22 protein-coding genes are annotated in these 21,934 nt (G+C 62.2%); 11 read left to right on the top strand and 11 right to left on the bottom strand.

Annotated features, from left to right (window positions below; all coding sequences use genetic code 11):
- Nucleotides 1–121 precede the first annotated feature (121 nt).
- Nucleotides 122–1,198 (bottom strand): phosphotransacetylase family protein, encoded by a 1,077-nt coding sequence (locus G9C82_RS01535; protein WP_004961348.1) that lies wholly within the window; start codon nucleotides 1,196–1,198, stop codon nucleotides 122–124.
- Nucleotides 1,195–3,300, bottom strand: a complete 2,106-nt coding sequence (gene acs / locus G9C82_RS01530) for an acetate--CoA ligase alpha subunit (RefSeq protein ID WP_004961345.1) — start codon at nucleotides 3,298–3,300, stop codon at nucleotides 1,195–1,197. Before acs ends, G9C82_RS01535 begins: the two co-directional genes overlap by 4 nt.
- Nucleotides 3,301–3,432: 132 nt before the next feature.
- Here acs and G9C82_RS01525 point away from each other — a divergent pair, with 132 nt between their 5' ends.
- Entirely contained in the window at nucleotides 3,433–3,819 is a 387-nt protein-coding gene (locus tag G9C82_RS01525; protein WP_127013196.1) for a hypothetical protein, read from the top strand.
- 181 nt (nucleotides 3,820–4,000) lie between these two features.
- Nucleotides 4,001–4,534 (top strand): DNA starvation/stationary phase protection protein DpsA, encoded by a 534-nt coding sequence (dpsA, locus tag G9C82_RS01520; protein ID WP_127013195.1) that lies wholly within the window; start codon nucleotides 4,001–4,003, stop codon nucleotides 4,532–4,534.
- 140 nt (nucleotides 4,535–4,674) lie between these two features.
- Here the strand turns inward: dpsA and G9C82_RS01515 are convergent, their stop codons facing one another.
- Nucleotides 4,675–4,824 carry a hypothetical protein gene (locus tag G9C82_RS01515; RefSeq protein ID WP_004961340.1) on the bottom strand — a complete coding sequence of 50 codons (150 nt, stop codon included), beginning with the start codon at nucleotides 4,822–4,824 and terminating at the stop codon, nucleotides 4,675–4,677.
- A 148-nt stretch (nucleotides 4,825–4,972) separates the two neighbouring features.
- Between G9C82_RS01515 and G9C82_RS01510 the strand changes: the two genes are divergently transcribed.
- The 3 genes from G9C82_RS01510 to G9C82_RS01500 all read left to right on the top strand — a co-directional run bounded on the left by G9C82_RS01510 (nucleotide 4,973) and on the right by G9C82_RS01500 (nucleotide 7,776).
- On the top strand, nucleotides 4,973–5,557 hold the full coding sequence (locus tag G9C82_RS01510) for a hypothetical protein (protein WP_127013194.1): 585 nt from the start codon (nucleotides 4,973–4,975) through the stop codon (nucleotides 5,555–5,557).
- Nucleotides 5,558–5,635: 78 nt separating this feature from the next.
- Nucleotides 5,636–6,115 carry an HTH domain-containing protein gene (locus G9C82_RS01505; RefSeq protein ID WP_127013193.1) on the top strand — a complete coding sequence of 160 codons (480 nt, stop codon included), beginning with the start codon at nucleotides 5,636–5,638 and terminating at the stop codon, nucleotides 6,113–6,115.
- An 89-nt stretch (nucleotides 6,116–6,204) separates the two neighbouring features.
- The gene (locus tag G9C82_RS01500) at nucleotides 6,205–7,776 is read left to right on the top strand and encodes a bifunctional UDP-sugar hydrolase/5'-nucleotidase (protein ID WP_127013192.1); all 1,572 of its coding nucleotides are present in this window, start codon (nucleotides 6,205–6,207) and stop codon (nucleotides 7,774–7,776) included.
- On the opposite strand, the gene G9C82_RS01495 is transcribed toward G9C82_RS01500, so the two are convergent.
- The 5 genes from G9C82_RS01495 to G9C82_RS01475 all read right to left on the bottom strand — a co-directional run bounded on the left by G9C82_RS01495 (nucleotide 7,777) and on the right by G9C82_RS01475 (nucleotide 11,582).
- Nucleotides 7,777–8,157, bottom strand: a complete 381-nt coding sequence (locus G9C82_RS01495; protein ID WP_127013191.1) for a Zn-ribbon domain-containing OB-fold protein — start codon at nucleotides 8,155–8,157, stop codon at nucleotides 7,777–7,779.
- Entirely contained in the window at nucleotides 8,154–9,305 is a 1,152-nt protein-coding gene (locus G9C82_RS01490; protein ID WP_004961328.1) for a 3-ketoacyl-CoA thiolase, read from the bottom strand. The genes G9C82_RS01495 and G9C82_RS01490 overlap by 4 nt, the downstream gene beginning before the upstream one ends.
- A gap of 64 nt (nucleotides 9,306–9,369) precedes the next feature.
- On the bottom strand, nucleotides 9,370–10,197 hold the full coding sequence (locus G9C82_RS01485; protein WP_127013190.1) for a hypothetical protein: 828 nt from the start codon (nucleotides 10,195–10,197) through the stop codon (nucleotides 9,370–9,372).
- A gap of 2 nt (nucleotides 10,198–10,199) precedes the next feature.
- Nucleotides 10,200–10,409 carry a hypothetical protein gene (locus tag G9C82_RS01480; protein WP_127013189.1) on the bottom strand — a complete coding sequence of 70 codons (210 nt, stop codon included), beginning with the start codon at nucleotides 10,407–10,409 and terminating at the stop codon, nucleotides 10,200–10,202.
- A gap of 6 nt (nucleotides 10,410–10,415) precedes the next feature.
- Nucleotides 10,416–11,582, bottom strand: coding sequence for an ABC transporter substrate-binding protein (locus G9C82_RS01475; protein ID WP_127013188.1), 1,167 nt, complete (start codon nucleotides 11,580–11,582; stop codon nucleotides 10,416–10,418).
- 143 nt (nucleotides 11,583–11,725) lie between these two features.
- Between G9C82_RS01475 and G9C82_RS01470 the strand changes: the two genes are divergently transcribed.
- Nucleotides 11,726–11,911, top strand: a complete 186-nt coding sequence (locus tag G9C82_RS01470) for a hypothetical protein (RefSeq protein WP_011223306.1) — start codon at nucleotides 11,726–11,728, stop codon at nucleotides 11,909–11,911.
- Here G9C82_RS01470 and G9C82_RS01465 read toward each other — a convergent pair.
- Genes G9C82_RS01465 through G9C82_RS01455 form a run of 3 tightly spaced genes read right to left on the bottom strand, consistent with a single transcriptional unit; the run spans nucleotide 11,908 to nucleotide 14,549 of the window.
- Nucleotides 11,908–12,219, bottom strand: coding sequence for a hypothetical protein (locus G9C82_RS01465; protein WP_127013187.1), 312 nt, complete (start codon nucleotides 12,217–12,219; stop codon nucleotides 11,908–11,910). The genes G9C82_RS01470 and G9C82_RS01465 overlap by 4 nt on opposite strands.
- 1 nt (nucleotide 12,220) lies before the next feature.
- Entirely contained in the window at nucleotides 12,221–13,804 is a 1,584-nt protein-coding gene (locus G9C82_RS01460; protein WP_127013186.1) for an acyl-CoA carboxylase subunit beta, read from the bottom strand.
- A 1-nt stretch (nucleotide 13,805) separates the two neighbouring features.
- Nucleotides 13,806–14,549 (bottom strand): beta-ketoacyl-ACP reductase, encoded by a 744-nt coding sequence (locus G9C82_RS01455; protein ID WP_004961317.1) that lies wholly within the window; start codon nucleotides 14,547–14,549, stop codon nucleotides 13,806–13,808.
- 218 nt (nucleotides 14,550–14,767) lie between these two features.
- On the opposite strand from G9C82_RS01455, the gene G9C82_RS01450 reads away from it, so the two are divergent.
- The 5 genes from G9C82_RS01450 to G9C82_RS01430 are packed head-to-tail and all read left to right on the top strand — an operon-like array spanning nucleotide 14,768 to nucleotide 21,931.
- On the top strand, nucleotides 14,768–15,931 hold the full coding sequence (locus tag G9C82_RS01450) for an alpha-1 4-glucan-protein synthase (protein WP_127013185.1): 1,164 nt from the start codon (nucleotides 14,768–14,770) through the stop codon (nucleotides 15,929–15,931).
- A 55-nt stretch (nucleotides 15,932–15,986) separates the two neighbouring features.
- Nucleotides 15,987–17,174, top strand: coding sequence for an extracellular solute-binding protein (locus tag G9C82_RS01445; RefSeq protein WP_004961313.1), 1,188 nt, complete (start codon nucleotides 15,987–15,989; stop codon nucleotides 17,172–17,174).
- Between the two features lies 1 nt (nucleotide 17,175).
- Nucleotides 17,176–18,798, top strand: coding sequence for an iron ABC transporter permease (locus G9C82_RS01440; protein ID WP_127013184.1), 1,623 nt, complete (start codon nucleotides 17,176–17,178; stop codon nucleotides 18,796–18,798).
- Nucleotides 18,798–19,928 carry an ABC transporter ATP-binding protein gene (locus G9C82_RS01435; protein WP_121303086.1) on the top strand — a complete coding sequence of 377 codons (1,131 nt, stop codon included), beginning with the start codon at nucleotides 18,798–18,800 and terminating at the stop codon, nucleotides 19,926–19,928. The genes G9C82_RS01440 and G9C82_RS01435 overlap by 1 nt, the downstream gene beginning before the upstream one ends.
- The gene (locus G9C82_RS01430; protein WP_127013183.1) at nucleotides 19,925–21,931 is read left to right on the top strand and encodes a glycosyltransferase family 39 protein; all 2,007 of its coding nucleotides are present in this window, start codon (nucleotides 19,925–19,927) and stop codon (nucleotides 21,929–21,931) included. The genes G9C82_RS01435 and G9C82_RS01430 overlap by 4 nt, the downstream gene beginning before the upstream one ends.
- The last annotated feature ends 3 nt before the right edge of the window (nucleotides 21,932–21,934 follow it).

Below are 21,934 nucleotides of genomic sequence, written 5' to 3'. Positions count from 1 at the left end.
TCCATCTGTTGATTGACTACCGATCACTAAAATAGTAAGGCACGTTTCATCTGGAGATTTCCCCTCAGCACCGGGCCATGTTCCGTTAGGAACGGGCTAACGCCCAGCCGAAACGACGGTGCTAGAGGTCAACTGACAGCAGCGACTCGACGTCGACGCCGTCGTCCAGTAGCGTCCGCATACGGTCGACTGTTGCCTCGTTCCGAGTCTGCCCGGTTCGGAGCACTTCCTCGACTCTGTCTATCGTCGTCCGCGTGTCTGACTGGACTGACAGCACTGGGACGTTTTTCTCAGCCGCCTGTCCGATGACCGCACTGGCGGGCTGGAACCCACCAGTGAGGAGTAATGCGTTGATACCAGACGCTTCGAGGGCCGCCGTCTGGACCTCCGAGCGGTCGCCGCCGGTGACGACGACGGCATCGCGTGTCCGCCGGAAGCGTTCGAGCGCGCTGCTCCCGCTCATTGCGCCGACGCTGAACCGCTCGACGTGGACGTCGGTGTTGGCATCACCAGTGAGGATGTCCGCGCCGAGGTTCCGGGCGAGGTCAGCAACCGTGACACCGGCGAGCGAGCGGTCACGCGGCAGAATGCCGTGGACTGGAATCCCCTCGCCTTCGAGGAACGGGACCACGTCGTCGGCGAGTTCGTCGACCGTCGCGTCGGTGACGCCGTTGAACAGGACGCCGTCCAGTCGATCACCGATCGCTTCGGCCGCCGACAGAATTTCGTCCGTGTCACTGGGCGTGTCGTAGCCGGTGACTAACAGCACACGGGCGTCGAGCAACTCCGCGATATCGATGTCTGTGAGGTCGACGATACTGCCAGTCGCCAGGTCACTGCTCCCCTCGACGAGGAGCATATCGGTTCCGTCCGAACACGTCTCGATGCCCTCTTGCAGTCGCTCACGGAGGTCATCCGGGTCCTCACGCCCGCGGATGGCTTCCTGAATGAACGTCGGCGAGTAGACGATGGGCTCCATGTCGTGGAGGTCGGTCTCCAGATCGAGTAGCTCGCGGGCGAGCATCGGGTCCTCGTCCCGTGTCTTGCCGACCGCACTCCGCAGACGCGTCCCCTTGGGCTTCATGTAGCCGACATCGTAGCCCGCGTCGTGGGCTCGTGTCGCTAGCGCGAGAGTGATTGCCGTCTTGCCGATACCTTCCTCCAGTGATGTGACGAGTAGCGTGTTCGTGTCGGTCATAGTTTCTCCTGGTCGAGGGTGAGTCGCAGGTCGACCGCCTGCACCCCGTCGGGCGTCGCGACGAGGGGGTTGATGTCCAGTTCCACGATTGCGGGGAAGTCAGTGACGAGTTGCGAGAGCCGCTGGATTGTCTCGACGAGCGTGGCCTCGTCGACGGGGTCGCGGCCCCGAGCACCGCGTAACAGCGGCGCAGAGTCGATGTCATCGAGCATCCCTTTCGCCTCGGTCTCGCTGACAGGAGCGACACTGACAGTGTTGTCTTCGAGCACCTCGACGAAAATTCCGCCGAGACCGAACAACAGCAACGGTCCGAACTGCGGGTCGCGGTTCATCCCGAGAATCGTCTCGACGCCGTTGTCGAGGTCGACCATCTCCTGTACCTGAACGCCGAGAATCGTCGCGTCTTCCTGATAGTTGCGTGCCCTAACGACGAGGTCCTCGTAGGTGTCGCGAACTTCCTCGACGGGGACAGCGACCTCGACGCCGCCGATGTCGGACTTATGCAAGATGTCCGGACTGACGATTTTCATCACCACGTCATCGCCGATTTCCTCGGCGACAGCCTCCGCTTCGACGGGTGAAGAGACGACATCGCCCTGTGGTGTCGGAATCCCGTACGCGTCAAGCAGTTCCATCGCTTCCACGCCGAGCCGGTTCGACCCGCGCCGGGCGCCGGATTCGAGTATCTCGCGGGCCCGCTCGCGGTCCACGTCGAACGTCGTCGGTTCCTCGTACTCCGTCGCTTTGATTTCTCGGTAGCGCTTGAGCGCGCCCAGACTGCCGACCGCGCGGGCCGGGTCGAAGTAGTTCGGCACGCCCGCTTCGCTCAGGACGTTCGCACCAGCGTCAACCGACTTCCCGCCCATCAGCGTCGCCGCGACCGGTTTCCCGAACTGCTCTTGCTGTTCGACGATGCGTTCCGAGAGTTCCTCGAAGGAAAGCACTGCGGTCGGACAGGCGACGACGACGGCCATCGAAACGTTGTCGTCCGCAAGGACTGTTTCGAGGGCTGTCTCGAAGCGCTCGGCGGGAGCATCGCCGATAATGTCGACCGGGTTGTAGATGTTGGCCTCATCAGGCATCTCTTCGCGGAGTCGGGAGAACGTCTTGTCACCGAACTGCGCGAGTTGCAGGTCCGAGTCGCCGACGGCGTCGGTCGTCATCACGCCGGGACCGCCGGCGTTTGTGACGATGGCGATTTCGTCTCCATCCGGGAGCGGTTGGCCGGCGAGAATCTGCGCGTAGTCGAACAGCTCTTGCACAGATTCAACGCGGAGCGTTCCGGCCTTATCGAGGCCTGCCTCGTAGGCCCGCTCCGACCCGGCCATCGCACCGGTGTGGGAGGCGGCCGCGCTCGCACCCGCGTCCGTGCGGCCGGACTTGACAAGCACAATCGGCGTCTCCTGTGTCACCTCACGAGCCGTCTGTACGAACGAGGACCCATCATTGATGTCCTCAAGATAGCCCAGAATGACATCAGTATCAGGGTCGTCACCCCACTCAGCGACGAAATCACTCTCGTCGAGTACTGCTTTGTTCCCGAGCGAGACGATGTCCTTGAAGCCGACATCGCGCTCGGCGGCCCAGTCCAGCACGGCGGTGATGAACGCGCCCGACTGGCTCATAAAGGAGATGTCGCCGTCGCTGGCCATCTCATTGCCGAAAGTGGCGTTGAGCCCGACGGGGGTCGACATCACGCCGAGGCTGTTCGGGCCGACCAGATTCAGGTCGTATTCACTGGCCGCTTCCCGGAGCCGCTTTTCACGTTCGGCCCCATCACTGCCAGTCTCACCGAAGCCAGCGGTGATGACGACGACGTTTTCGATACCCGCTTCCCCAGCGTTCTCGATGACCTCGACCGCCACCGTCGGCGGCACGACGACGACGGCAACGTCGACCGACCCGGGGTCGTCCAGGCCGGCGAGGTTGTCGTAACACGGCAATCCAAGTACTGTCTCTTTGTTCGGGTTCACGGCCACGACCTCCCCTGTAAACGAATCGAGCAGGTTCGTGGTGACCGCGTGACCGACGGATCCCTCCGAATCGGTCGCCCCGACCACTGCGACACGTTCCGGCGCAAACAACGTCGATAATCGTCCCATGCCTCTACTCGGTGGTTACGGTGGGCCCGAATATATGTGTGGGGAACTCCCGGCGAGCGGGAATCTAGACGATTCATTACCGCGATTTCGGTGTGACGGTGTTTTTGTTTGTCACCCCCGTACCGGCGTCCGATGAATGACACTGCACTCCTAGCACCGTTCGACGACGACGTGGTCCGTGGCGTCGCGGGAACGAACAGCGTCGACGAAGAACAGTTGCGATCCGCGCTCGCCGACCACCAGCGAACGATGCGTGAGAATCCGGGCGTCGAGGACCTCGTTTACGAGTGGCGAAAGCGATTCGACGATGCGGTGCTACACCGCACGCCCGAGACGTTCTTTATGGCTGTCAGGGAGACCGTCTGGGAGGAGTACGGCGCGCATCTCGGACTCGATGACTACCTGCTTGCCGCGGTCGTCGCAGTTCATCAGGAGCAAGTCCTCCGCGAAACAGCGGTTGACAGCAGCACTATCGACGAAAACGCCGTTGCGCTCGTTGTTTCCCGGCCGTCGTCATAGTAGATATATTCCCGGTTATCTCAAGTGCAGCGCCCAGACTAAAGCGACAGTTGTGATCAGCGGATAATATTTCAGTTCAGGTAACCAGCCCTTCCATCTTAGAATATAATTTTTGGGTTCCCAAAAACATATTTTCACAAAACAATCTTTAAGTGGCTTCCACCTGTACAATAAGATGACTATGGCAACACAAGAGCACGTCCGACGCGAGTTCGGGAATGTCGAAGAGAACGAACTCCGCCTCGACAAGGAGAAGTCCGAGCAGGTAATCAACGCGCTGAATCAGGACCTGGCGGACACATACACGCTGTATCATCAGGTCAAGAAGCACCACTGGAACGTCGAGGGTGCCGAGTTCCGTGACCTCCACCTGTTCCTCGGTGAAGCGGCCGAAAACGCCGAAGGGGCAGCCGACGAACTCGCGGAGCGCGCACAGGCCCTCGGTGGCACGCCCATCTCCAGCGGCAAGGCACAGGAGGAGCACGCGTCGGTCGAACCGGAGGGGCAGGACGTGTACGACATCCGGACATCACTCGAAAACGACCTCGAGATGTACGGCGACATCATCGAGTCGCTCCGTGACCACATCGACCTCGCTGAAAACCTCGGTGACCACGCCACGGCCCAGATCCTCCGAGAAATCATCGTCCAGACCGAGGAAGACGCCCACCACATCGAGCACTACCTCGAAGACGACACGCTCGTGCTGGACTAACTCGGCACGAGGCTTTCTCTCTCAGTTTCTTTCGCCGGCTAGTCACTACCTAGCTCAGGTGTATAGCGTGGTGTGAACCGTTCCAGCAGAAAACAGTGTAGACTCGGAGGAAAGAGAAACGCAATGCGGGGGCGGACGAACTACCGTCTGAGGTCAACGGTTACGTCAGTCGAAATCCAGCCGTCTCGGTTCCCGTCTTCAGTAAACACGGTTCTGTCAGCACCGCTGTCCAGTGCTGCAACGTCCGGGCGGTCCTCGGAGGTCTCGACATCGTCCGTCTGTGATGGCATTATCAGAGTTAGGTACCCCTAAAGCTAAAAGGATTTTGGTTGGCCTAATCATCTGCGGACGCCAGCCCCTGCACCGAGGGCAGAAATGGCCCGGAACCGATCGCCGACACAGCGCGGCCTTTAGTACCTGAGGCGACAAGAGAGAGGTATGAGCTCGGACGACGACCTTACCGCCCTGATTACGGATCTCGTTACGACGCTACAGGACCTGGAGACGGAGGTCGAGCCCACGACCGACAGTGGTCTTCCGCGGCCGCCGACACCGGGCGAACTCCTCCGGTTCACCAGCGATGTAACTATCCCCGCGGTCATCCTCGTGTTGAAGAGCAACATCGAGGCACTGAAGCTACTCCGGCGAGCCCTCCGGATGGCCGAGGGGCGGCCGACATCGACGGGCTCCGCCTCGGGTGAGGTGCGACAGCGTGCGAGTGACCTGAGCCGGGCCACGCTCTCTCGCCTCGACGGTGCGTTGACAGACCTTCAGCAGGCTGTGGAGGGGACGCCGGAAGATGAGGAAGCCCGCGAACTTATTCAGGAAGCCCAACAATTACGCGGTCAGATCCGGGAAAGGTTAGCCGCTGAATCTGAAGTGAGTGAGGAGGTCGACCCTGATGAAGTTACTGACGTTCCTGTGGACGTAGATGCCGAACTGCGGTCGATAAAGGACGATATCGAGGGCCCAGACAGGGACGACACTGGTACCGAAAACGGAGACGGAAACGGCGAGGAGTAACGAGTTCTATTGTGGTGTGAAAATATACTTCTACAAACATAATGGTTTATTATTGCACAGGCACAGGTATGAGTACCGATGTCCAGCTCTACCGCTCCGGGCGGTCGTCGGGCGACCCTGTTCGTCCGGTCTGACCTCCCTGCGCCATCACAGAAACGCTGTACCGCTATCAAATGTGAGCTACAAGAGCTGGTGTGCCGCGGCGTCCTCGACGACATCGAAACGGTGGAATGGGAGAAACGTGTTCCGCTGCAGGGCCCCGGTAACGGGATCGAACGGGACCTGTACAACGAGTTCGCGGACTGGGCCCGCGAGTCCGGTGTCTATCTCGCGCCGTTTTTCGACACCCGGCTCTGTTACAGTTCGACGACAGGCGAGAAACGCCGAGAGCTCGTCATGCCGGCCGTCTGTCTCGCGGTCTACGAGGACGACAATCTCGTGCAGGTGGCCCCCTTTGCCGACGCGGGCCGGACGGAATCAGTCGAGGAATGTATCGCGGAACTCGGTGAGACGGGAACCCTCCCGGACACCGGTTCGACGACTGTCTCGACCGTGTAGCTCTCGTCCGTTCCGTTGCTGTTCTGGCCGGCTACCACCATTGCCGCGACACGAATTATAAAGTTCTGTTCGTAGTACTACACATTCGTATGACAGAACAGGTGACACGTCGTGATGTACTCGGGACGGGTGCGTCTGTCCTCGGCAGCCTCGCAATCGGCTCGACGACCGCCAGCGGCGCGCTCCAGACGGACGGAACCACTGTCACGTTCCTGCATGACACCCACGTCCACGGACGGTTTGCCAACGCCTCTGCAGGGGAATTGAGCGTCGCCCGCTACTTCGGGCTGATGAACGAAATCACCGAAGACGCCGACACCACACTCAGGGTCGGCAACGGTGACGACCTTGCATCGTCAGTCCTGTCGGCAGTGTTCGACGGACGCCACGTCGTCTCGACGTTCAACGCCGGCGGGCTGGACTTCGATACGTTCGGCAACCACGATTTCGACATGGGGCCAGAGGTCCTCCGTGAGCGCGTGTCTGACAGTCTCTTCACCTGGGTCAGCGCGAATGTCCGCGAAGATGGGTCGGTTTTCGCCGCCGAGCAAGGCGCCCAGCAGTACGTCCTCACGGATGTTGGAGACGTGACACTCGGAGTTACTGGCCTCATTACGCCGGAGGCCCCCGAAGTCACCTCTATCGGAGAGAACACCGACGTACTTGCGCCGGCATCGGCGCTGCAGAACGTAACAGAACGGATGCGGGCCGACGGCGCTGACGCAGTTATCGTGCTCTCCCATCTCGCGAGTGAAACCGCTCGAACTGTCGCCGAGGAGGTTGATGGCGTCGACGCTATCATCGGGGACCATGCCGCGTCGCTACTCGAAGAACCGGAAGTCATCAACGACACCGTCCTCTCGTTTGTCGGCGACGAGTACGAGTACCTCGGGGAGTTGGCGCTCGGTATCGACGGGTCCGGCGTCACAGACCACGAGTTCGTCCTCCACAACGTCGGCGAATCTTCGGCCGGAACGGACCCGTTTGTCAGTCTCGTTCAGGACCACTACGAGACGCAACTGGAACGGCAACTGGACGTGGTCATCGGCGAGACCACCCAGCCGCTTGACACCCGGCAGTCTGTCGTCCGAGCGCGCGAGTCGAACATGGGGAACTTCGTCGCCGACACCATCCGCACTGACGTCGAAGCGGACACAGCGCTAATGAACGGCGGCGGGATTCGGACAGACAGGCTCTATTTCGAAGACGCAAGTGAGGATGATCCGGTAGCGATCACGCGGCGTGTCGTCGTCGACATCCTGCCGTTCCCGAACAACGTAGTCGAGCTGGAAGTCACCGGCGAGACGCTGCTTGCGGCGCTGGAAAACGGGGTGAGCCGCGTCGAGGCGGGGGCTGGCCGGTTCCCGCAGGTGAGCGGTATCACGTACACGTACGACCCCACCGCGGAGAGCGGCGACCGAATCGTCGACGCGACTGCCGGTGGCGACCCAATCGACCCGGACGCGACGTACACGCTTGCGACGAACGATTTCGTCTCCGGCGGCGGCGACGGCTACGGTATGCTCAGTGATGCGACCGTCCTCGTCTCCTCGAACGAGGGGGCGCTCCTCTCGGACCTCATCATCAACACCATCGAAGAACAGGGAACGATTTCGCCGACGACGGAGGGCCGCATCACCAGGCAGAGCGAGGAGAGCTGATCAGACCGGGTCCCAGCGGTAGCCGTCCCAGTCCTGACTCTCGGGCACTTTAATACCCGCGTCGGGGTCGCGGAGTTCCTCGATGTAGACGGGTTCGACCGTGTCACCGGTTTCGACCTCATCGGTGGTCACCTGCCCGAGCGCGCGGACGAACTCGTCGCTCGCATCGGAGACGTCCGTTATGTCGAACTCGACGATAGCCAGCGTGTTTGGCTCGCGGACACCCGGCGGCGTCGCTGTCGAGTGGGTCCAGGTGACGACTTCGCCGGTCCGGTCCGAGAGGTCGAAGCTCTCTTCCTGTGGCTCGCCACACTCAGGACACAGCGGATGCGTGGGGTACGAGACGTGACCGTTCGAACACATACCTGCTTCCAGCGTCATTCTGCGGCCTCCATGATGGTGGTGATGACACAGTTTCCGAACCCGCCGACGTTACACGCCAGTGCGGTGTCGGCCTCGACCTGTCGCGGCCCGGCCTCGCCGACCAGCTGTTCGTAGATTTCGACGCCTTGCGCGACGCCGCTTGCCCCCAGCGGATGCCCCTTCGATTTGAGCCCGCCGGAGGTGTTGATCGGCAACTCGCCGTCCTTGGCCGTCGCACCGTCCATCGCCATCTCCCAGGCCGTTCCCTGGTCGGCGACACCGATACCCTCCAACTGGAGGAACTCCAGAATGGTGAACATATCATGCAGTTCAGCCACGTCGAGGTCGTTGGGGCCGAGGCCGGCCATCTCGTAGGCCTGTTTGCTCGACTCGACGACCCCGCCCATGATTGTCGGGTCGTCGCGCTCGTGGACGACGTGGGTGTCGGTCGCCCCGCCGATACCGGAAACCAGCGCGTACTCGTCGGTTATCTCCTTGGCCCGCTCCTCCGTCGTGAACATGAGCGCGGCGCTGCCGTCCGTAATCGGACAGAAGTCATACAGCCGCAATGGGTCTGCGATGATGGGCGACTCAAGCGCTTTCTCCATCGTGATTTCCTTCTGGAACTGCGCCTTGGGGTTGTCCACGCCGTTTCTGTGGTTCTTGACCGCGACCCGGGCGAGTGACTCCCGGGGGGCGTCGAAGCGCTCCAGATAGTGCCGGGCGGTCATCCCGGCAAAGGACGGGAGCGTCACGCCGTGTTTGTACTCGTCGGGGTGGGTGATCGAGGCGATGATGTCTGTCGCCTGGCCCGTCGTCTTGTGGGTCATCTTTTCGCCGCCGACCAGCAGCGTCATCTCACTGGCCCCGCTGGCGACTGACTGCCAGGCCTCGTAGATGCCGGCCCCACCCGAGGAAGAGGTCTGGTCAACCCGTTCGCTGTAGGCCGGAAGCACCCCCAGGTCGTGGGCCAGCAGGTTCATAATTCCCGTCTGGCCTTCGAACTCACCGCTGGCCATGTTCGAGACGTACAGGTGCTCTACGTCGTCGGGCGCGACGCCGGCGTCCGTGAGACACTCCTCGCCCGCCTGCGAGAGCAACTCACGGATCCAGACGTCGCGTTGCCCGAATTTCGTCATTGACGCGCCGATTACTGCGACTCCCATACCTGTGCCGTCACAGGGGTCTCGTGTATGTATTACGGTCTGACCTATAGAACGAGTGGAATGTTCAAGCAGTCGTCGTGACGACAGATAGCCCCTCGGCGGGTTGGTCACCGGCCAGTGAGACGAGCAGTCGCCAGCCATCCGCAGTTCGCTCCGCTTGTGCCATTTGTGGCGTGATACTCGTCCGGCGCAGTAGTTCGACGGCAATCGGCAACACCGGACAGCGAAGGTCCGACAGCGTCGGGCGATAGTTCTGTAATGTGATATATCTGGCACAGCGGCCAGGGCCGACGGCTGCGGGTTCGATTGCTGCCTCGTCAACTAACCCCGCTGTTTCGAGGTCGGCGATGGCGTCCCGAACCGGCTCGGGTCCGCTTGGCTTTCGCGGCAATTGCCCGGCGGCTTCTCGGAGGGTGTCCGCCTGTACTTCCGGGTCGAGATTGTCGGCGATCGCCGTGGCCATGCTTTCGAGCATCGCCAGACAGAGGCGCTCGCGGTTCTCGGTTTCCTCGGCCGCTTCGAGATAGCTGTCGATAACTGCCTGCTCGACGGAGCGATGGCGACCCGACAGCACTTCGAACAGCGACCCGGCGACCGTGTGACAGTACTCCGGAAGCGACGACGGGGCGGTCCTGACGGCATCGGTCCCCCACGGCGCTTCACAGACGATGAGGCCGTGAACGGTGACACGTGGGTCGTATCGACGCAGGGCACTTCGGTAGGCAGTCGCTACGCTGGCCGCTTCGGCAGCCGTCTCGCGGTCCGGGAACTGCATACCCGACACCGGGAACGGCGGCGTGCCCGTTTTGGCGCTGACGACGCGATACGGTCCGATAGCGACGCTGAGCTCAGAGAGCCTGTCACGGATGTCTGCGAGTGTGCGTCCAACCATTGCTACAGTGTCTGTCTCGGCGTCGGTCCGAAACCCGGTACATCGGTGACGGTGTGTTCAGTCGCGCGCCGATACGCGTCGACGGCTCCGCTTACTGCGTGCTCAATGCCAGCCATGGCGACACAGCCACAGAGCCGCCCGACCGGAGCCGTGTCTCTCCATCCTCCCAGCCCCCCTGCAGCCTCGGTAGTGAGTCGGGTTGCTCCGGCCATGGGTCCTTACAGGTCTCCGGCGACGATATCGGCGACGCGCTGGCGGTCGAACAGCTCCCGGTCAACCTCATACACTTGCGACGCGGCCCGTTCTGTGAGGACCAGATTCGTTATCGGTCCCTGGTACAGCGGCCCACCGCGGTACACGTTCCCGTTCTGTACCGCCGTCAGTTCGCTCCCAGTCTGGTCCGCTTCGAGGAAACTGACGACCGTGTCTTCGAACTCCGAGCGTGTCTTATTCTCCTGCCCCCGCAGGAGCAGGTACTCCGGATCGATGTCGAGCAGGGTCTCGAAGTCGACCTTGCTGCGGTCTGCGTGGAAGTCCCTGACATCGGTCTTCGCGAAGGCATCGCGTACCCCGAGGTCTCGCCACTGTTTGAAGCTGGTCCCGTCTTCGATGAGGTACGGTGAGAAGCTGGTGGGCTCGTCGCTGCCGGCCCATACGATAGCTACCTCGGGCCGTTCGGACTCCGAGTCCGGCACGAGGTCTTCCAGGCTCGTCTGGAATTCTTCGTGGAGAGTCCGGAACGCCTCGAACCGGTCGGTCCGCTGGAACGCCTGGGACAGTTTCTCGAAAGCTTCGTACAGCGTGTAGTAGGTGTAGTCGTGCCACTCGTAGCCGGTCGAGAAGATGCTGTTCCCGAAGAAGGGACCGACCTGGGACTCGATTTCGTCGATGTCAGACTGCTCCCAGGACCCGCGGCTCTGCAGGAAGTTCGGGTCCATGACGTGGATGTCGGCATCTATTTCGTAGAACTGCTCCTTGCCGACACCGCTGTCCCCCCACAGCTTCTGAATCGAGTTCTCGTCGACGCTGACGCCCGGGATTTCGTCGTAGTACTGAGTGTGATACCGCGACGGCAGCCAGACCCCCTCCGGGGCATCGAGGCCAAGCGCAATCCCCATATCTGCCCAGCTCCCGTTGTTCGCGACCCAGACCTCCGGGACTGACTCGAAGGTGACCTCGCCGACCGGCTCCATCGAGACTGCGTAGCTCGAATCCGTCGCTTCGGTGGTCGCCGTCGGAGTTGACTCCGCAGCCGTCGTCCCAGACGCCGTCGACTCATCGGCCCCACCGTCACTACCGCTCCCGGCCTCGGACTGACCCGAACAGCCAGCGACGGTACCTGCCAGCCCAACACCGGCCGCAACGATATACTCTCGTCGGTTCATGTCTTTTTAGGCTTGCCTAATTCATTTAAATCTTCCCATATTTAGGCAGGCCAAAAACTTCCTGAATCACCAAACAGCACCACAGCCCTCGACAGTGAGAATCCACACAAAGTATATCCGTGTGTGCTAACCACACACGAAATATGCAGGAGGCTTGGCTTCAACTCCAATGTCCGGCGTGTTCAGTCGCCTGGGAAGAGCAAGTGTCCGACCTCCCTGCCCCGGAGACACAGTTTGTCTGTGACGACTGTGGGGCCGAGCGGTCGCTGTCGGAGTTCATGCGGACCACTCGCGATCTGGAAGTACTGCAGGAGTTTACGGACTCTTAGTACCGCGCTCGCGCCGCTGCCTTCCACTCATCGCCTCGCTTGACGTTGCTGGGAGGGCGGCGTTTGCCCACGCTCGCCAGCCGTCCGGCGAGCCTCCACTCGTCCACGTATTCGACCGTCTGCCGCTGTGCTGTGGCCACAGCAGCCCGCTGGCGGTCGGTCAGGTGAGCGCTGATCGCAGCGGTGATAGCCGCTGCTTCTGCCTGTGATGCGTCCGCCGGTATCGACAGCGACAGGTCGTCCGGGTCCGCGCTGGCAGTGGGCAGCGCCGTCTCCGTATCCGCCTGTGGTGTATCGTGAGTCGCCATGTTACAGTGGGATGTTGCCGTGGTCTTTCGGCGGCGTGTCCTCGCGCTTGCGCTGCAGGAGGTCGAGGTCCTGAATGAGGCGCTTGCGCGTCTCTTTCGGTTCGATAACGTCGTCAAGGTAGCCCCGTTTCGCCGGCCCGTACGGATTGGCAAACTCGTCGCGGAACTCGTCCATCAGTTCCTGACGCTTGGCATCCGGGTCGTCGGCGTCCGCGATCTCGTTCCGGTAGAGAATGTTGACGGCTCCCCGCGGACCGAGCACTGCCATCTCCGAACCGGGCCAGGCGTAGTTCACGTCGCTGCCCAGGAACTTCGAGGACATGACGATGTACGCACCGCCGTAGGCCTTCCGTACGACGACCGACAGCAGCGGGACCGTCGCCTCGGCGTAGGCGTAAATGAGCTTCGCGCCCCGCCGGATGATGCCGTTGTGCTCCTGGTCCGTGCCGGGCATGAATCCGGGCACGTCGACGAGCGTGAGGATGGGGATATTAAACGAGTCACAGAAGCGGACGAACCGGGCCGCTTTCTCCGCCGCGTCGATGTCGAGTGTCCCCGCGCTCACGCGTGGCTGATTGGCGACGACGCCGACCGACTGGCCGTCCATCCGCGAGAAGCCCACGACGACGTTGCGCGCCCAGTTGCCGTGAACCTCGAAGAAGGAGTCCTCGTCAACGATGGCGTCGATGACCTTCGTCATGTCGTAGGGCTTGCGCGGTGCTGACGGGACAATATCGGTCACGCCGGGAATTTCCCGGTCGGGGTCGTCCCAGGGCTTGACCCGCGGCGGGTCCTCCATGTTGTTCGCCGGGAGATACGACAGGAGCCGCCGGATATTTTCGAGCGCCTCCTCCTCCGACGGGTACGAGAAGTGGGCAACACCGGATTTGGTAGAGTGCGAACCCGCGCCGCCGAGTTCCTCTTTCGACACCTGTTCACCGGTCACCGTCTCGATGACGTCCGGCCCGGTGATGAACATGTGGCTGGTGTCTTGCACCATGAAGGTGAAGTCAGTCAGCGCCGGACTGTAGGTGGCCCCGCCCGCACATGGCCCCATAATCGCGGATATCTGGGGGATGAGCCCGCTGGCTTTGGTGTTGCGTTCGAATATCTTGGCAAAGCCGACCAGCGAGTCAACGCCTTCCTGAATGCGTGCGCCGCCGGAATCGTTGAGGCCGATGACCGGGACGCCGTTTTCGATCGCGCGGTCCATCACCTTGCAGATCTTGTCGGCGACGACTTCGCCGACCGAGCCACCGAGCACGGTGAAGTCGTGGGCGAACAGGAACACCTTCCGGCCGTCGACCTCGCCGTAGCCCGTGACAACTGCGTCGCCGGCGAAGCGCTTCTCCTCCATGCCGAAGTTCGTCGACCGGTGCTCGACGAACGGATCGACCTCGTTGAACGTGCCGTCGTCGACGAGGAAGTCGATACGCTCACGGGCGGTCATTTTGCCTTTCTCGTGCTGGGATTCGATACGGGCTTCACCGCCCCCGAGTTCGGCTTCGGCCCGTTTCTGTCGCAACTCTTCGACCGCGTCGTCAGGCGCCCCAGCCTCGTCATCTGGTTCTTCCTGTTGACTCATCCTACCACTCCATCCCGCCGTTAACACCAAGTACCTGTCCTGTCATGTAGCTCGATTCCTCGCTGGCGACGAACCTCACGATGCCGGCGATGTCTTCGACGCGTGCGAACCGGTCGAGCGGAATCTCCCGCAGAATCTTCTCCTGCACGCGTTCGGGCACCTCCTCTAGCATATCGGTCTTGACAAAGCCCGGCGCGACGCAGTTCGCGGTCGAGCCCGTGTGTGCCAGTTCGAGCGCAAGCGTCCGTGTAAATCCGAACAACCCGGATTTCGTCGTCGCATAGTTGGCCTGCCCGATGTTGCCCTGCTGGCCGACGACGCTAGAGATGTTTATGAGTCGGCCGTGGTCGGCGTCACGAATATCATCATAGAAAGCCTTCGTCCCGTTGAACACGCCGCCGAGGTTGACATCGATCACCGTCTCCCAGTCGTCGCGGGTCATGTTCTCGAACTTTTTGTCGATGGTGATGCCGGCATTGTTGACGAGCACGTCCGCGGGACCGAACTCGTCGGCCACCTTCTCACGCATCGCCCGGACCTCATCGAGTTTCGCCACGTCGGCCTGCGCCGCGATAGCGGTGCCACCGCGTTCGCGGATATCCTCAACGACGGCACGGGCTTCCGCCTCCGAGGACCGGTAGTTAACGACGACGTTGGCCCCGTGAGCACCGAGGTCTTTGGCGATTCCGCGACCGATACCGCGTGAGGACCCAGTGACGACACAGGTTTGATTGTCCAGGTTCATTTGTGATTGATGGGAGCCCTGTTGCTTCGTACGCTCATCACCTAATCTGGCAAAGCACAGCCAGATAATAGTTCTCCTAATACAACATTAAACGCCGGATTTGGAATATAATGATATACCAGTTACAGGAGAAGTGATAGCTAGAAAACAGACTCACGAGGGAAACAAAGTGAGAACGCCATATTTTTTAGGATGGCCTAAAGACGTGGAGGCAGCACATGACAGCCGACATCTGCGTGATGGTGCCGACGATTCGAAATCATGAATGTATGCGGTCCTACTTCCAGAACGCCCGAGACCACGGGTTCGACCTGGACCGACTGTTCGTCGTACTCATCACTGAGGACTTCTGTGACACCGACGCGATGGAACAGATGCTCGACGAGGAGGGCATCGACGGTGCCGTCTACGACGGTACCGCCCGCGAGGCGTGGTTTGAGAACCACGGCACAAGCGAGTATTCACACCTTATCCCCGAAGCGAGCCACGCCCAGACATCGTTTGGTCTCCTCTATATGTGGGCCAACGACTACGAATACGGCGTATTCATCGACGACGACACGCTACCACACGAGGACGCGGACTTCTTCGGCACCCACATGTCGAATCTGGCCTTCGAGGGCGAAATCGAGACGGTCAGCTCCGATGAACAGTGGGTCAACGTTCTCTACCAGAACGAGGACGAGCACGGCCTCTACCCGCGTGGCTACCCTTACGCCGCGATGGATGAGACGGTTGCAACAGAAGCAACGCAGGTCAACGACGTAGTCGCCTCGCAGGGCCTCTGGACGAACGTGCCCGACCTTGACGCGGTTCGCATCCTGATGGATGGCGACCTGCAGGGGCAGGCGCAGACCCGTACCAGCGGGGCGGACTTCGGCGGTGACTTCGTCGCCGCCGAGGGGCAGTACCTCACCGTCTGCTCGATGAACCTCGCATTCCGCCGCGAAGTCATCCCGGCGTTCTACCAGCTCCCGATGGACGACAACGAATGGGATGTCGGCCGCTTCGACGACATCTGGTCGGGCGTGTTCCTCAAGCGGGCCTGTGACGTGCTGGGCAAACAGATCTACAACGGCGACCCGCTGTGTGAGCACAACAAAGCGCCCCGGTCGACCTTTTCGGACCTGACCAACGAGGTTCACGGGCTCGAACTCAACGAGCACGTCTGGGAGATCGTCGACGAAGCCGGTGCAGACGCCGACTCCTACGCCGAAGTGTTCGACGCGATCGCCACAGCGATGGCCGACGGCGATTTCAGCGACTGGGAAAACGGTGCCTTCCTTAACTACTGCGGCGAATTCATGCTCGACTGGCTGGAATGTCTCGACGAGCTAGACGCCGCCGCGACGGAACAGGTCCCCGCAACCGCCGACGACTAGAAAGGCCTAAGTTGTTTAGGCAACCCTAAATCAAACAATGAGTGATTCTAACGATATGACTGGACGTAACGCGACGCAGTCTCGACGCCGCTTCCTTGCTCTCGGCAGCGCAACTGCCGCGACAGCGCTTGCCGGTTGTTCCGGCATCCTCAGTGGGGGTGACGGTGGCGACGGCGGAAGTGACGGCGAGGCCGGAACCACAACCGGGCAGCAAATTTCCCTGTCGGACTTCCGTGGCTCCGGCCCACTGGTCGCACAGCGGGAGGCTCCCGGTGGCACCTCGATCGAAGACCTGCCAGACCTCAGCGGCGAACTGACGCTGTATCTAGGTGGCGGGGAGGGCGGACTCTATCTCGACCTCATCAATCTGCTCGAACAGCGCTATCCGGACTTCACGGCGAACCACCGGCTCGAAGCCTCCAGCGACCTCGCAAACACCATCATCGAGGAAAACGAGGCCGGCGCAAGTCCTGCTGACGTGTTCATGTCCATCGACGCCGGCTCGCTCGGTGCTGTTGCAAACGCCGACGCGACCGCGAGCCTCCCCGACGAGGCGCTTTCGACGGTCCCCGACGCGTACCAGGACAGCGAGGGGCGCTGGGTGGGCATCGCTGGTCGCGCTCGGGCGATCCCGTACAACACGAACCAGATATCCGAATCCGATATCCCGTCGACGGTTCAGGAGTTCCCCGAGGCGGCTGCCCTCGAAAACAGCATGGGCTGGGCACCGAGCTACGGCGCGTTCCAGTCGTTCGTCACCGCAATGCGACTTATTCGCGGCGACGACGAGACGATGTCGTGGCTTCAGGCGATGCAGGACCACGGCATCACCACCTATGATGACGAGTTCCGCGTCTCCAATTCCTGTGCTGACGGGGAACTGGCCGCCGGCTTCGCTAACCACTACTACACGCTTCGGGTCCAGTCGGCCCGCGAAAACTCGCCGATCGGCCTCGCGTTCACCGAAGGCGACGCTGGCGCACTCGTCAACGTTTCGGGCCTCGAAATTATCAATGGAACCGACAACGCGGACCTGGCGTCGAACTTCGTCCGGCACGTCCTCTCGGCGGAGGCACAGGAGTTCTTCGCCACCCGGACGTTCGCGTATCCGATGATTCCGGGTGTCGCACCGGTCGGCGACCTCCCACGCATCGACGAACTGAACCCGCCAGAGATCAACCTGACCGAACTGGCCGACGTGGCCGGAACCGTTGACTTATTGCGGGACGCTGGCGTCCTCTAATATGGGCACAAAAGACCGGTACGAGCGGCTTCGGGAGCAGGCGACGACATCGGAACGAGACTCGTCGCCGCACACGCTGCTCGCAGTGGTCTCACTCGCGATCTCGCTGCTGTTACTGGCGCCGCTAGTGTGGGTGTTTCTCCGGGCGGGCGAAATCGAGTTCGCGCGTGCGGTCGAACTATTGACGAGCGATACGACCGTCTCGGTGACGCTGAACACGCTGGCGCTGGTGACTGGCGTCACTGTCGCATCGATTCTTATCGGCGTTCCGCTGGCGATTCTCACCGCCCAGACGGACCTGCCGTTCAAGCGATTCTGGACGATTACGTCCGCACTGCCGCTGGTCGTCCCGAGTTATATCGGGGCCTTCGCGTTCGTTTCGGCGTTTGGCCCCCGTGGCATCCTCGCGGACCTGCTCTCGCCGCTCGGCATTGAGCAAATTCCGACTATCTACGGCCTGCACGGCGCGATACTGGTGCTGACGCTGTTTACATACCCGTACGTGTTCTTGACCACGCGCGCGTCGCTCCTGTCGTTCGACGGGACCGTCGTCGAGGCCGCCCGGACACTGAACCACACGCGCTGGGAGGCGTTCCGCCGCGTCACGCTGCCACAGATCGCACCCGGTATCGCCGCTGGCGCGCTGCTGGTGGCGCTGTATGCCCTTTCCGACTTCGGGACACCGGCGATTATGCAGTACGACGTGTTCACCCGGATGATCTACAACGAGTTCGGCGCTCGCCGGCTTGACTATGCCTCCGTGCTCTCGATGCTGTTGCTCGTGATGGCGCTCGGTATCCTTGCCGTCGAGTCCCGCCTCAGCGCCGGGCGGGACGGTGCCTACGTCAGCAGCGGCTCGCGCCGGCCCGGGCTCATCAGGCTCGGCTACTGGAAGGTCCCGGCACTGCTGTTTTGCGGTGCCATCGCGACACTGTGTCTGGTGTTGCCCATCGGCATCCTGCTGCAGTGGCTCCTGCGCTCCGGCACGGGCTACAGTGCCGGTGGCTTTGCGTTCGAGGCGGCCTACGCCTGGAACTCGGTCGGTCTCGCGGCCGCTGCAGCCGCTATTTGTGTCGTGGCGGCGCTCCCGATAGCGTATCTCTCCGCGCGCGGCACGTCGGGTGTCTCGTCGCTTCCCGAGCGAGCTACGTATGTCGGCTACGCCGTCCCCGGTGTCGTCCTCGGGCTGGCACTGGTGTACCTTGGCCTCCGGTACGTCCCCTTCCTGTACCAGAGCGTCATCCTGCTGGTGTTTGCCTACGTGATTCGGTTCCTCCCGCAGGCCGTCGGGACGACCGAATCCTCGATTCTTCAGGTCGACCCGGGTTACATCGAGGCGGCGCGGTCGCTTGGCTATCACCCGCTTTCGGCGTTTCGGAAGGTCGTCTTGCCCCTCGTTGCCCCGGGTATCGCCGCCGGGGCCGCGCTGGTGTTCCTGACGACCATGAAGGAATTGCCGGCAACGCTGATGTTACGCCCGACGGGCTTCGAAACCTTCGTCACGTACATCTGGCTCGTCCAGGGTGCCGGCTACTACGGACAGGCGGCGGTTCCGGCCCTCGTGCTCGTTGGCCTTTCCGGACTCTCCATGCTGGTCATTCTTCGACGGGAGGACACAAGCTAATGTCTCGACAAACACGCACACAGCAAACATCGGACTTCGACGACGTGGACGCAGCGGTGGCAAACCCGAACCGGACCGTGCTGGAACTGGACGATGTCTCCAAAGACTACGGTCATGAAGTCGCCGTTGAGAACCTCTCGCTCGACGTGAAAGACGGCGAACTACTGACACTGCTGGGACCGTCCGGCTGTGGGAAGACGACGACGCTCCGGATGATTGCCGGGCTGGAACGCCCCTCTGACGGACAGATATCGATCGCCGACGAAGTCATCGCCGACGGCTCCTCGTTCCGCAAGCCAGAGGAGCGAAACGTGGGCATCGTCTTTCAGGACTACGCCCTGTTCCCGCATCTCACCGTCGCCGAGAACATCGCTTTCGGCCTGACCGAGATGGAAGAAGACGCCGTCGCGGAACGGGTCGACGAACTGCTTGAACTGGTCGACCTCTCGGCCCATCACGACAAGATGCCGAGCCAGCTTTCCGGCGGCCAGCAACAACGTGTCGCGCTCGCCCGTTCGCTGGCTCCGGAGCCAGACGTCCTCCTGCTCGACGAGCCGTTCTCGAATCTGGACGTGCGCCTGCGTGTCGAGATGCGCGAGGAGGTTCGCAAAATCCTCAAGCGAGCCGGCGTCACCGCCATCTCCGTGACCCACGACCAGGAGGAGGCACTGTCGATAAGCGACCGCGTCGCCATAATGAACGACGGGACTATCGCCCAGATCGGCGACCCCGCTGAAGTGTTCGAAAACCCCGAAAGCCGCTTCGTTGCGAGCTTCCTCGGCCAGGCGAGTTTCCTCTCCGCCCGGGTGACCAACGACCGCATCGAGACGGGGCTGGGCTCGTTCAATGTCGAGTTACTGAACGGGCCGGTCGAGGCGTACAACGGGGCGATGGTCGACGTGCTCGTCCGGCCCGACGACCTGCAGGCGATGCCGACAAACGAGTCCAAAGCCGACGGCTACGTCGTTCACCGCCAGTACAACGGCCCCTCGTTCGTCTACCGGGTCGAACTCCACAGCGGCGACGTCGTCCACTGCATGCACAACCACGTCGAGACGTTCGAACCGGGCCAGCCCGTCGAGGTTGACTTGGTCGCCGACCACGACCTGGCCTGGTATCCGACGGAATGAAGCGACTGCGCCAGCCGGGGGTACAGGCGGGGCTAGTGGCACTGCTCGGCGGGGTCGTCGTCTTCGCGCTCGCCCACGTCGTTTTTCCACATCACACAACCAACCACGACGAGGGCGTCTACCTCCAGCAGGCCGCGATGTTGCTGGAGGGACAACTGTTCATTTACCCGCCGGTCGAGGAGTCGTTCCGACCGTGGTTCTTCGTGGCCGACGGCGAGCGGCTGTATCCGAAGTACGCGCCGGTTCCGGCGGCGATGTTCGCCGTCGGGAAACTGCTCGGCGGGTACCGCATCGCGCTCGGCCTGATTGGAACCGGCGTGCTGGCGCTGACCTACCACACTGTCCGCGAGGCGTTCAACGCTCGAACCGGCGTGGTGGCGAGCGTCCTCATGCTCGGGTCGCCGCTTTTCCTCATCGACGCCTCGGTGTTCCTCTCGTACGTGCCGGCGACGCTCTGGAACCTCGGCTTCGCCGCGGCGTACCTCCACGCCGACCGGACCGGAAGCCGAAAGACAGCGGCCTGTGCCGGCCTCTCGATTGGCCTCGCTTTCTTTGCGCGACCATACACCGCCGTGCTGTTTGCGACGCCGTTCATTATCCACGCGCTGTGGTCGCTCCGGACGCGGGACCTGACGCGGTTCACGCGCCTGTCGCTGACCGCCGTCGGCGGGCTCACCGGCGTCGCCGCGACGCTTGCATACAACCACGTCGTCACCGGCTCCGCCATGCTGTTCCCCTACGAGGTGTTCGCCCCGCAGGACGGGCCGGGCTTTGGCTACCGTGAGATTCTGGGCTACTCTCGGGAGTTCACGCCGGCGATGTCGCTGGATGCGAACACTGAACTCCTCTGGAAACTCGTCACCCAGTGGGTTGTCGCCGGGCCGCTTGGGACGGTGGCAGCAGCTATCGGCCTCGGGGCCGTCGTGCGCCGCGGGATAGACGGTCGACAGGCTGCGCTGGCCGGCGTCCTCCTGACGGTTCCGCTCGGCAATGGCTACTTCTGGGGCACGGTGAATATGCTCGGCGATCTCTCGGACCCGACCGACGGGCTGGTCACTTTTCTGGGGCCGTTCTACCACGTCGATATGCTCGTTCCGCTAACTGCGTTCGGTGCTGTCGGCGTCGTGACCGTTGCCCAGTGGACGCGGCGGCTGGTCGCCGAGCGGGTCAGCGCGGACCGGGTCCGCCCAGTCCTACTCACGGTAGCGCTCTGTGGCGCGGCGCTGGGCGGCGGCGCGGCCGTCACAACGGCGGCCGAGCCGGTTTCGGACAACTACGAGGTGACCCAGCAGTTCGAACAGGCCTACGAGCCGTTCGAGGAGCGGGACCTCGACAACAGTCTCGTCTTACTCCCAACGCCGTACGGTGACTGGCTCAATCATCCGTTCCAGTCAGTCCGCAACGACCCGGGCTTCAACGGCGACACAGTCTACGCGATGCAACACAGACAGTTCGAGGTGATCGACGCCTACCCCGACCGGACCTACTACCGCTACGTGTTCCGCGGCGAGTGGGTCCCGTATCTGGGGCTGCCCGTCGAACCGCGACTCCAGCCGGTGTCTGTAGCGGAGGGCGAGACGGTTCGGACAGATGTATCGGCGGCAGTTCCGGAGCAGGCCGCGCTGGTTTCGATGCGGCTCACAAGCGAGGGTGAGAACGACTATGCGACAGTTACTGGAGCTGACAGGCTCGATTTGCAGCTCTCGACCGACCAGAATCGGACACGGCTCACCGGCGACGGCATCGACGAGCAGGTCGGCGTGCCGACGCCGGAAGACGGGTCGGTCACGCTCATCATGTTCGTCGACTACGGCACTGGCGCAGGGTTCGAATACCGGGCGGAACTCCCAGTTGCACAGACGGACGGCGGCGTCCGGACGCTGACGCCGCGGCTCGAAGTCTGTAAGGATCAGCGCCGCTGTGACGGCGAAGCAGCTTACGTCCCGGGCGCGCACCGCGATGGAATCGGCATGAACGCAACCACGACGGCGGAAAATACGTGAAAC

The organism is Haloarcula sp. R1-2, from assembly GCF_011627385.1.
In the GTDB taxonomy this organism is placed as follows: domain Archaea; phylum Halobacteriota; class Halobacteria; order Halobacteriales; family Haloarculaceae; genus Haloarcula; species Haloarcula marismortui.
Note: the sequence above shows the minus strand (reverse complement) of the source record. Positions and strands in the feature narration are given on the sequence as shown.

What these genes read in the sequence shown, in the direction of transcription:
- G9C82_RS01435 (WP_121303086.1), top strand. Translation starts at nt 18,798, where the DNA reads ATGTCTCGACAAACACGCACACAGCAAACATCGGACTTCGACGACGTG.
- G9C82_RS01430 (WP_127013183.1), top strand. Translation starts at nt 19,925, where the DNA reads ATGAAGCGACTGCGCCAGCCGGGGGTACAGGCGGGGCTAGTGGCACTG.
- dpsA (WP_127013195.1), top strand. Translation starts at nt 4,001, where the DNA reads ATGGCAACACAAGAGCACGTCCGACGCGAGTTCGGGAATGTCGAAGAG.
- G9C82_RS01460 (WP_127013186.1), bottom strand. Translation starts at nt 13,804, where the DNA reads ATGAGTCAACAGGAAGAACCAGATGACGAGGCTGGGGCGCCTGACGAC.
- G9C82_RS01465 (WP_127013187.1), bottom strand. Translation starts at nt 12,219, where the DNA reads ATGGCGACTCACGATACACCACAGGCGGATACGGAGACGGCGCTGCCC.
- G9C82_RS01535 (WP_004961348.1), bottom strand. Translation starts at nt 1,198, where the DNA reads ATGACCGACACGAACACGCTACTCGTCACATCACTGGAGGAAGGTATC.
- G9C82_RS01450 (WP_127013185.1), top strand. Translation starts at nt 14,768, where the DNA reads ATGACAGCCGACATCTGCGTGATGGTGCCGACGATTCGAAATCATGAA.
- acs (WP_004961345.1), bottom strand. Translation starts at nt 3,300, where the DNA reads ATGGGACGATTATCGACGTTGTTTGCGCCGGAACGTGTCGCAGTGGTC.
- G9C82_RS01495 (WP_127013191.1), bottom strand. Translation starts at nt 8,157, where the DNA reads ATGACGCTGGAAGCAGGTATGTGTTCGAACGGTCACGTCTCGTACCCC.
- G9C82_RS01485 (WP_127013190.1), bottom strand. Translation starts at nt 10,197, where the DNA reads ATGGTTGGACGCACACTCGCAGACATCCGTGACAGGCTCTCTGAGCTC.
- G9C82_RS01445 (WP_004961313.1), top strand. Translation starts at nt 15,987, where the DNA reads ATGACTGGACGTAACGCGACGCAGTCTCGACGCCGCTTCCTTGCTCTC.
- G9C82_RS01455 (WP_004961317.1), bottom strand. Translation starts at nt 14,549, where the DNA reads ATGAACCTGGACAATCAAACCTGTGTCGTCACTGGGTCCTCACGCGGT.
- G9C82_RS01470 (WP_011223306.1), top strand. Translation starts at nt 11,726, where the DNA reads ATGCAGGAGGCTTGGCTTCAACTCCAATGTCCGGCGTGTTCAGTCGCC.
- G9C82_RS01440 (WP_127013184.1), top strand. Translation starts at nt 17,176, where the DNA reads ATGGGCACAAAAGACCGGTACGAGCGGCTTCGGGAGCAGGCGACGACA.
- G9C82_RS01490 (WP_004961328.1), bottom strand. Translation starts at nt 9,305, where the DNA reads ATGGGAGTCGCAGTAATCGGCGCGTCAATGACGAAATTCGGGCAACGC.
- G9C82_RS01500 (WP_127013192.1), top strand. Translation starts at nt 6,205, where the DNA reads ATGACAGAACAGGTGACACGTCGTGATGTACTCGGGACGGGTGCGTCT.
- G9C82_RS01475 (WP_127013188.1), bottom strand. Translation starts at nt 11,582, where the DNA reads ATGAACCGACGAGAGTATATCGTTGCGGCCGGTGTTGGGCTGGCAGGT.
- G9C82_RS01505 (WP_127013193.1), top strand. Translation starts at nt 5,636, where the DNA reads ATGTCCAGCTCTACCGCTCCGGGCGGTCGTCGGGCGACCCTGTTCGTC.
- G9C82_RS01515 (WP_004961340.1), bottom strand. Translation starts at nt 4,824, where the DNA reads ATGCCATCACAGACGGACGATGTCGAGACCTCCGAGGACCGCCCGGAC.
- G9C82_RS01510 (WP_127013194.1), top strand. Translation starts at nt 4,973, where the DNA reads ATGAGCTCGGACGACGACCTTACCGCCCTGATTACGGATCTCGTTACG.
- G9C82_RS01525 (WP_127013196.1), top strand. Translation starts at nt 3,433, where the DNA reads ATGAATGACACTGCACTCCTAGCACCGTTCGACGACGACGTGGTCCGT.
- G9C82_RS01480 (WP_127013189.1), bottom strand. Translation starts at nt 10,409, where the DNA reads ATGGCCGGAGCAACCCGACTCACTACCGAGGCTGCAGGGGGGCTGGGA.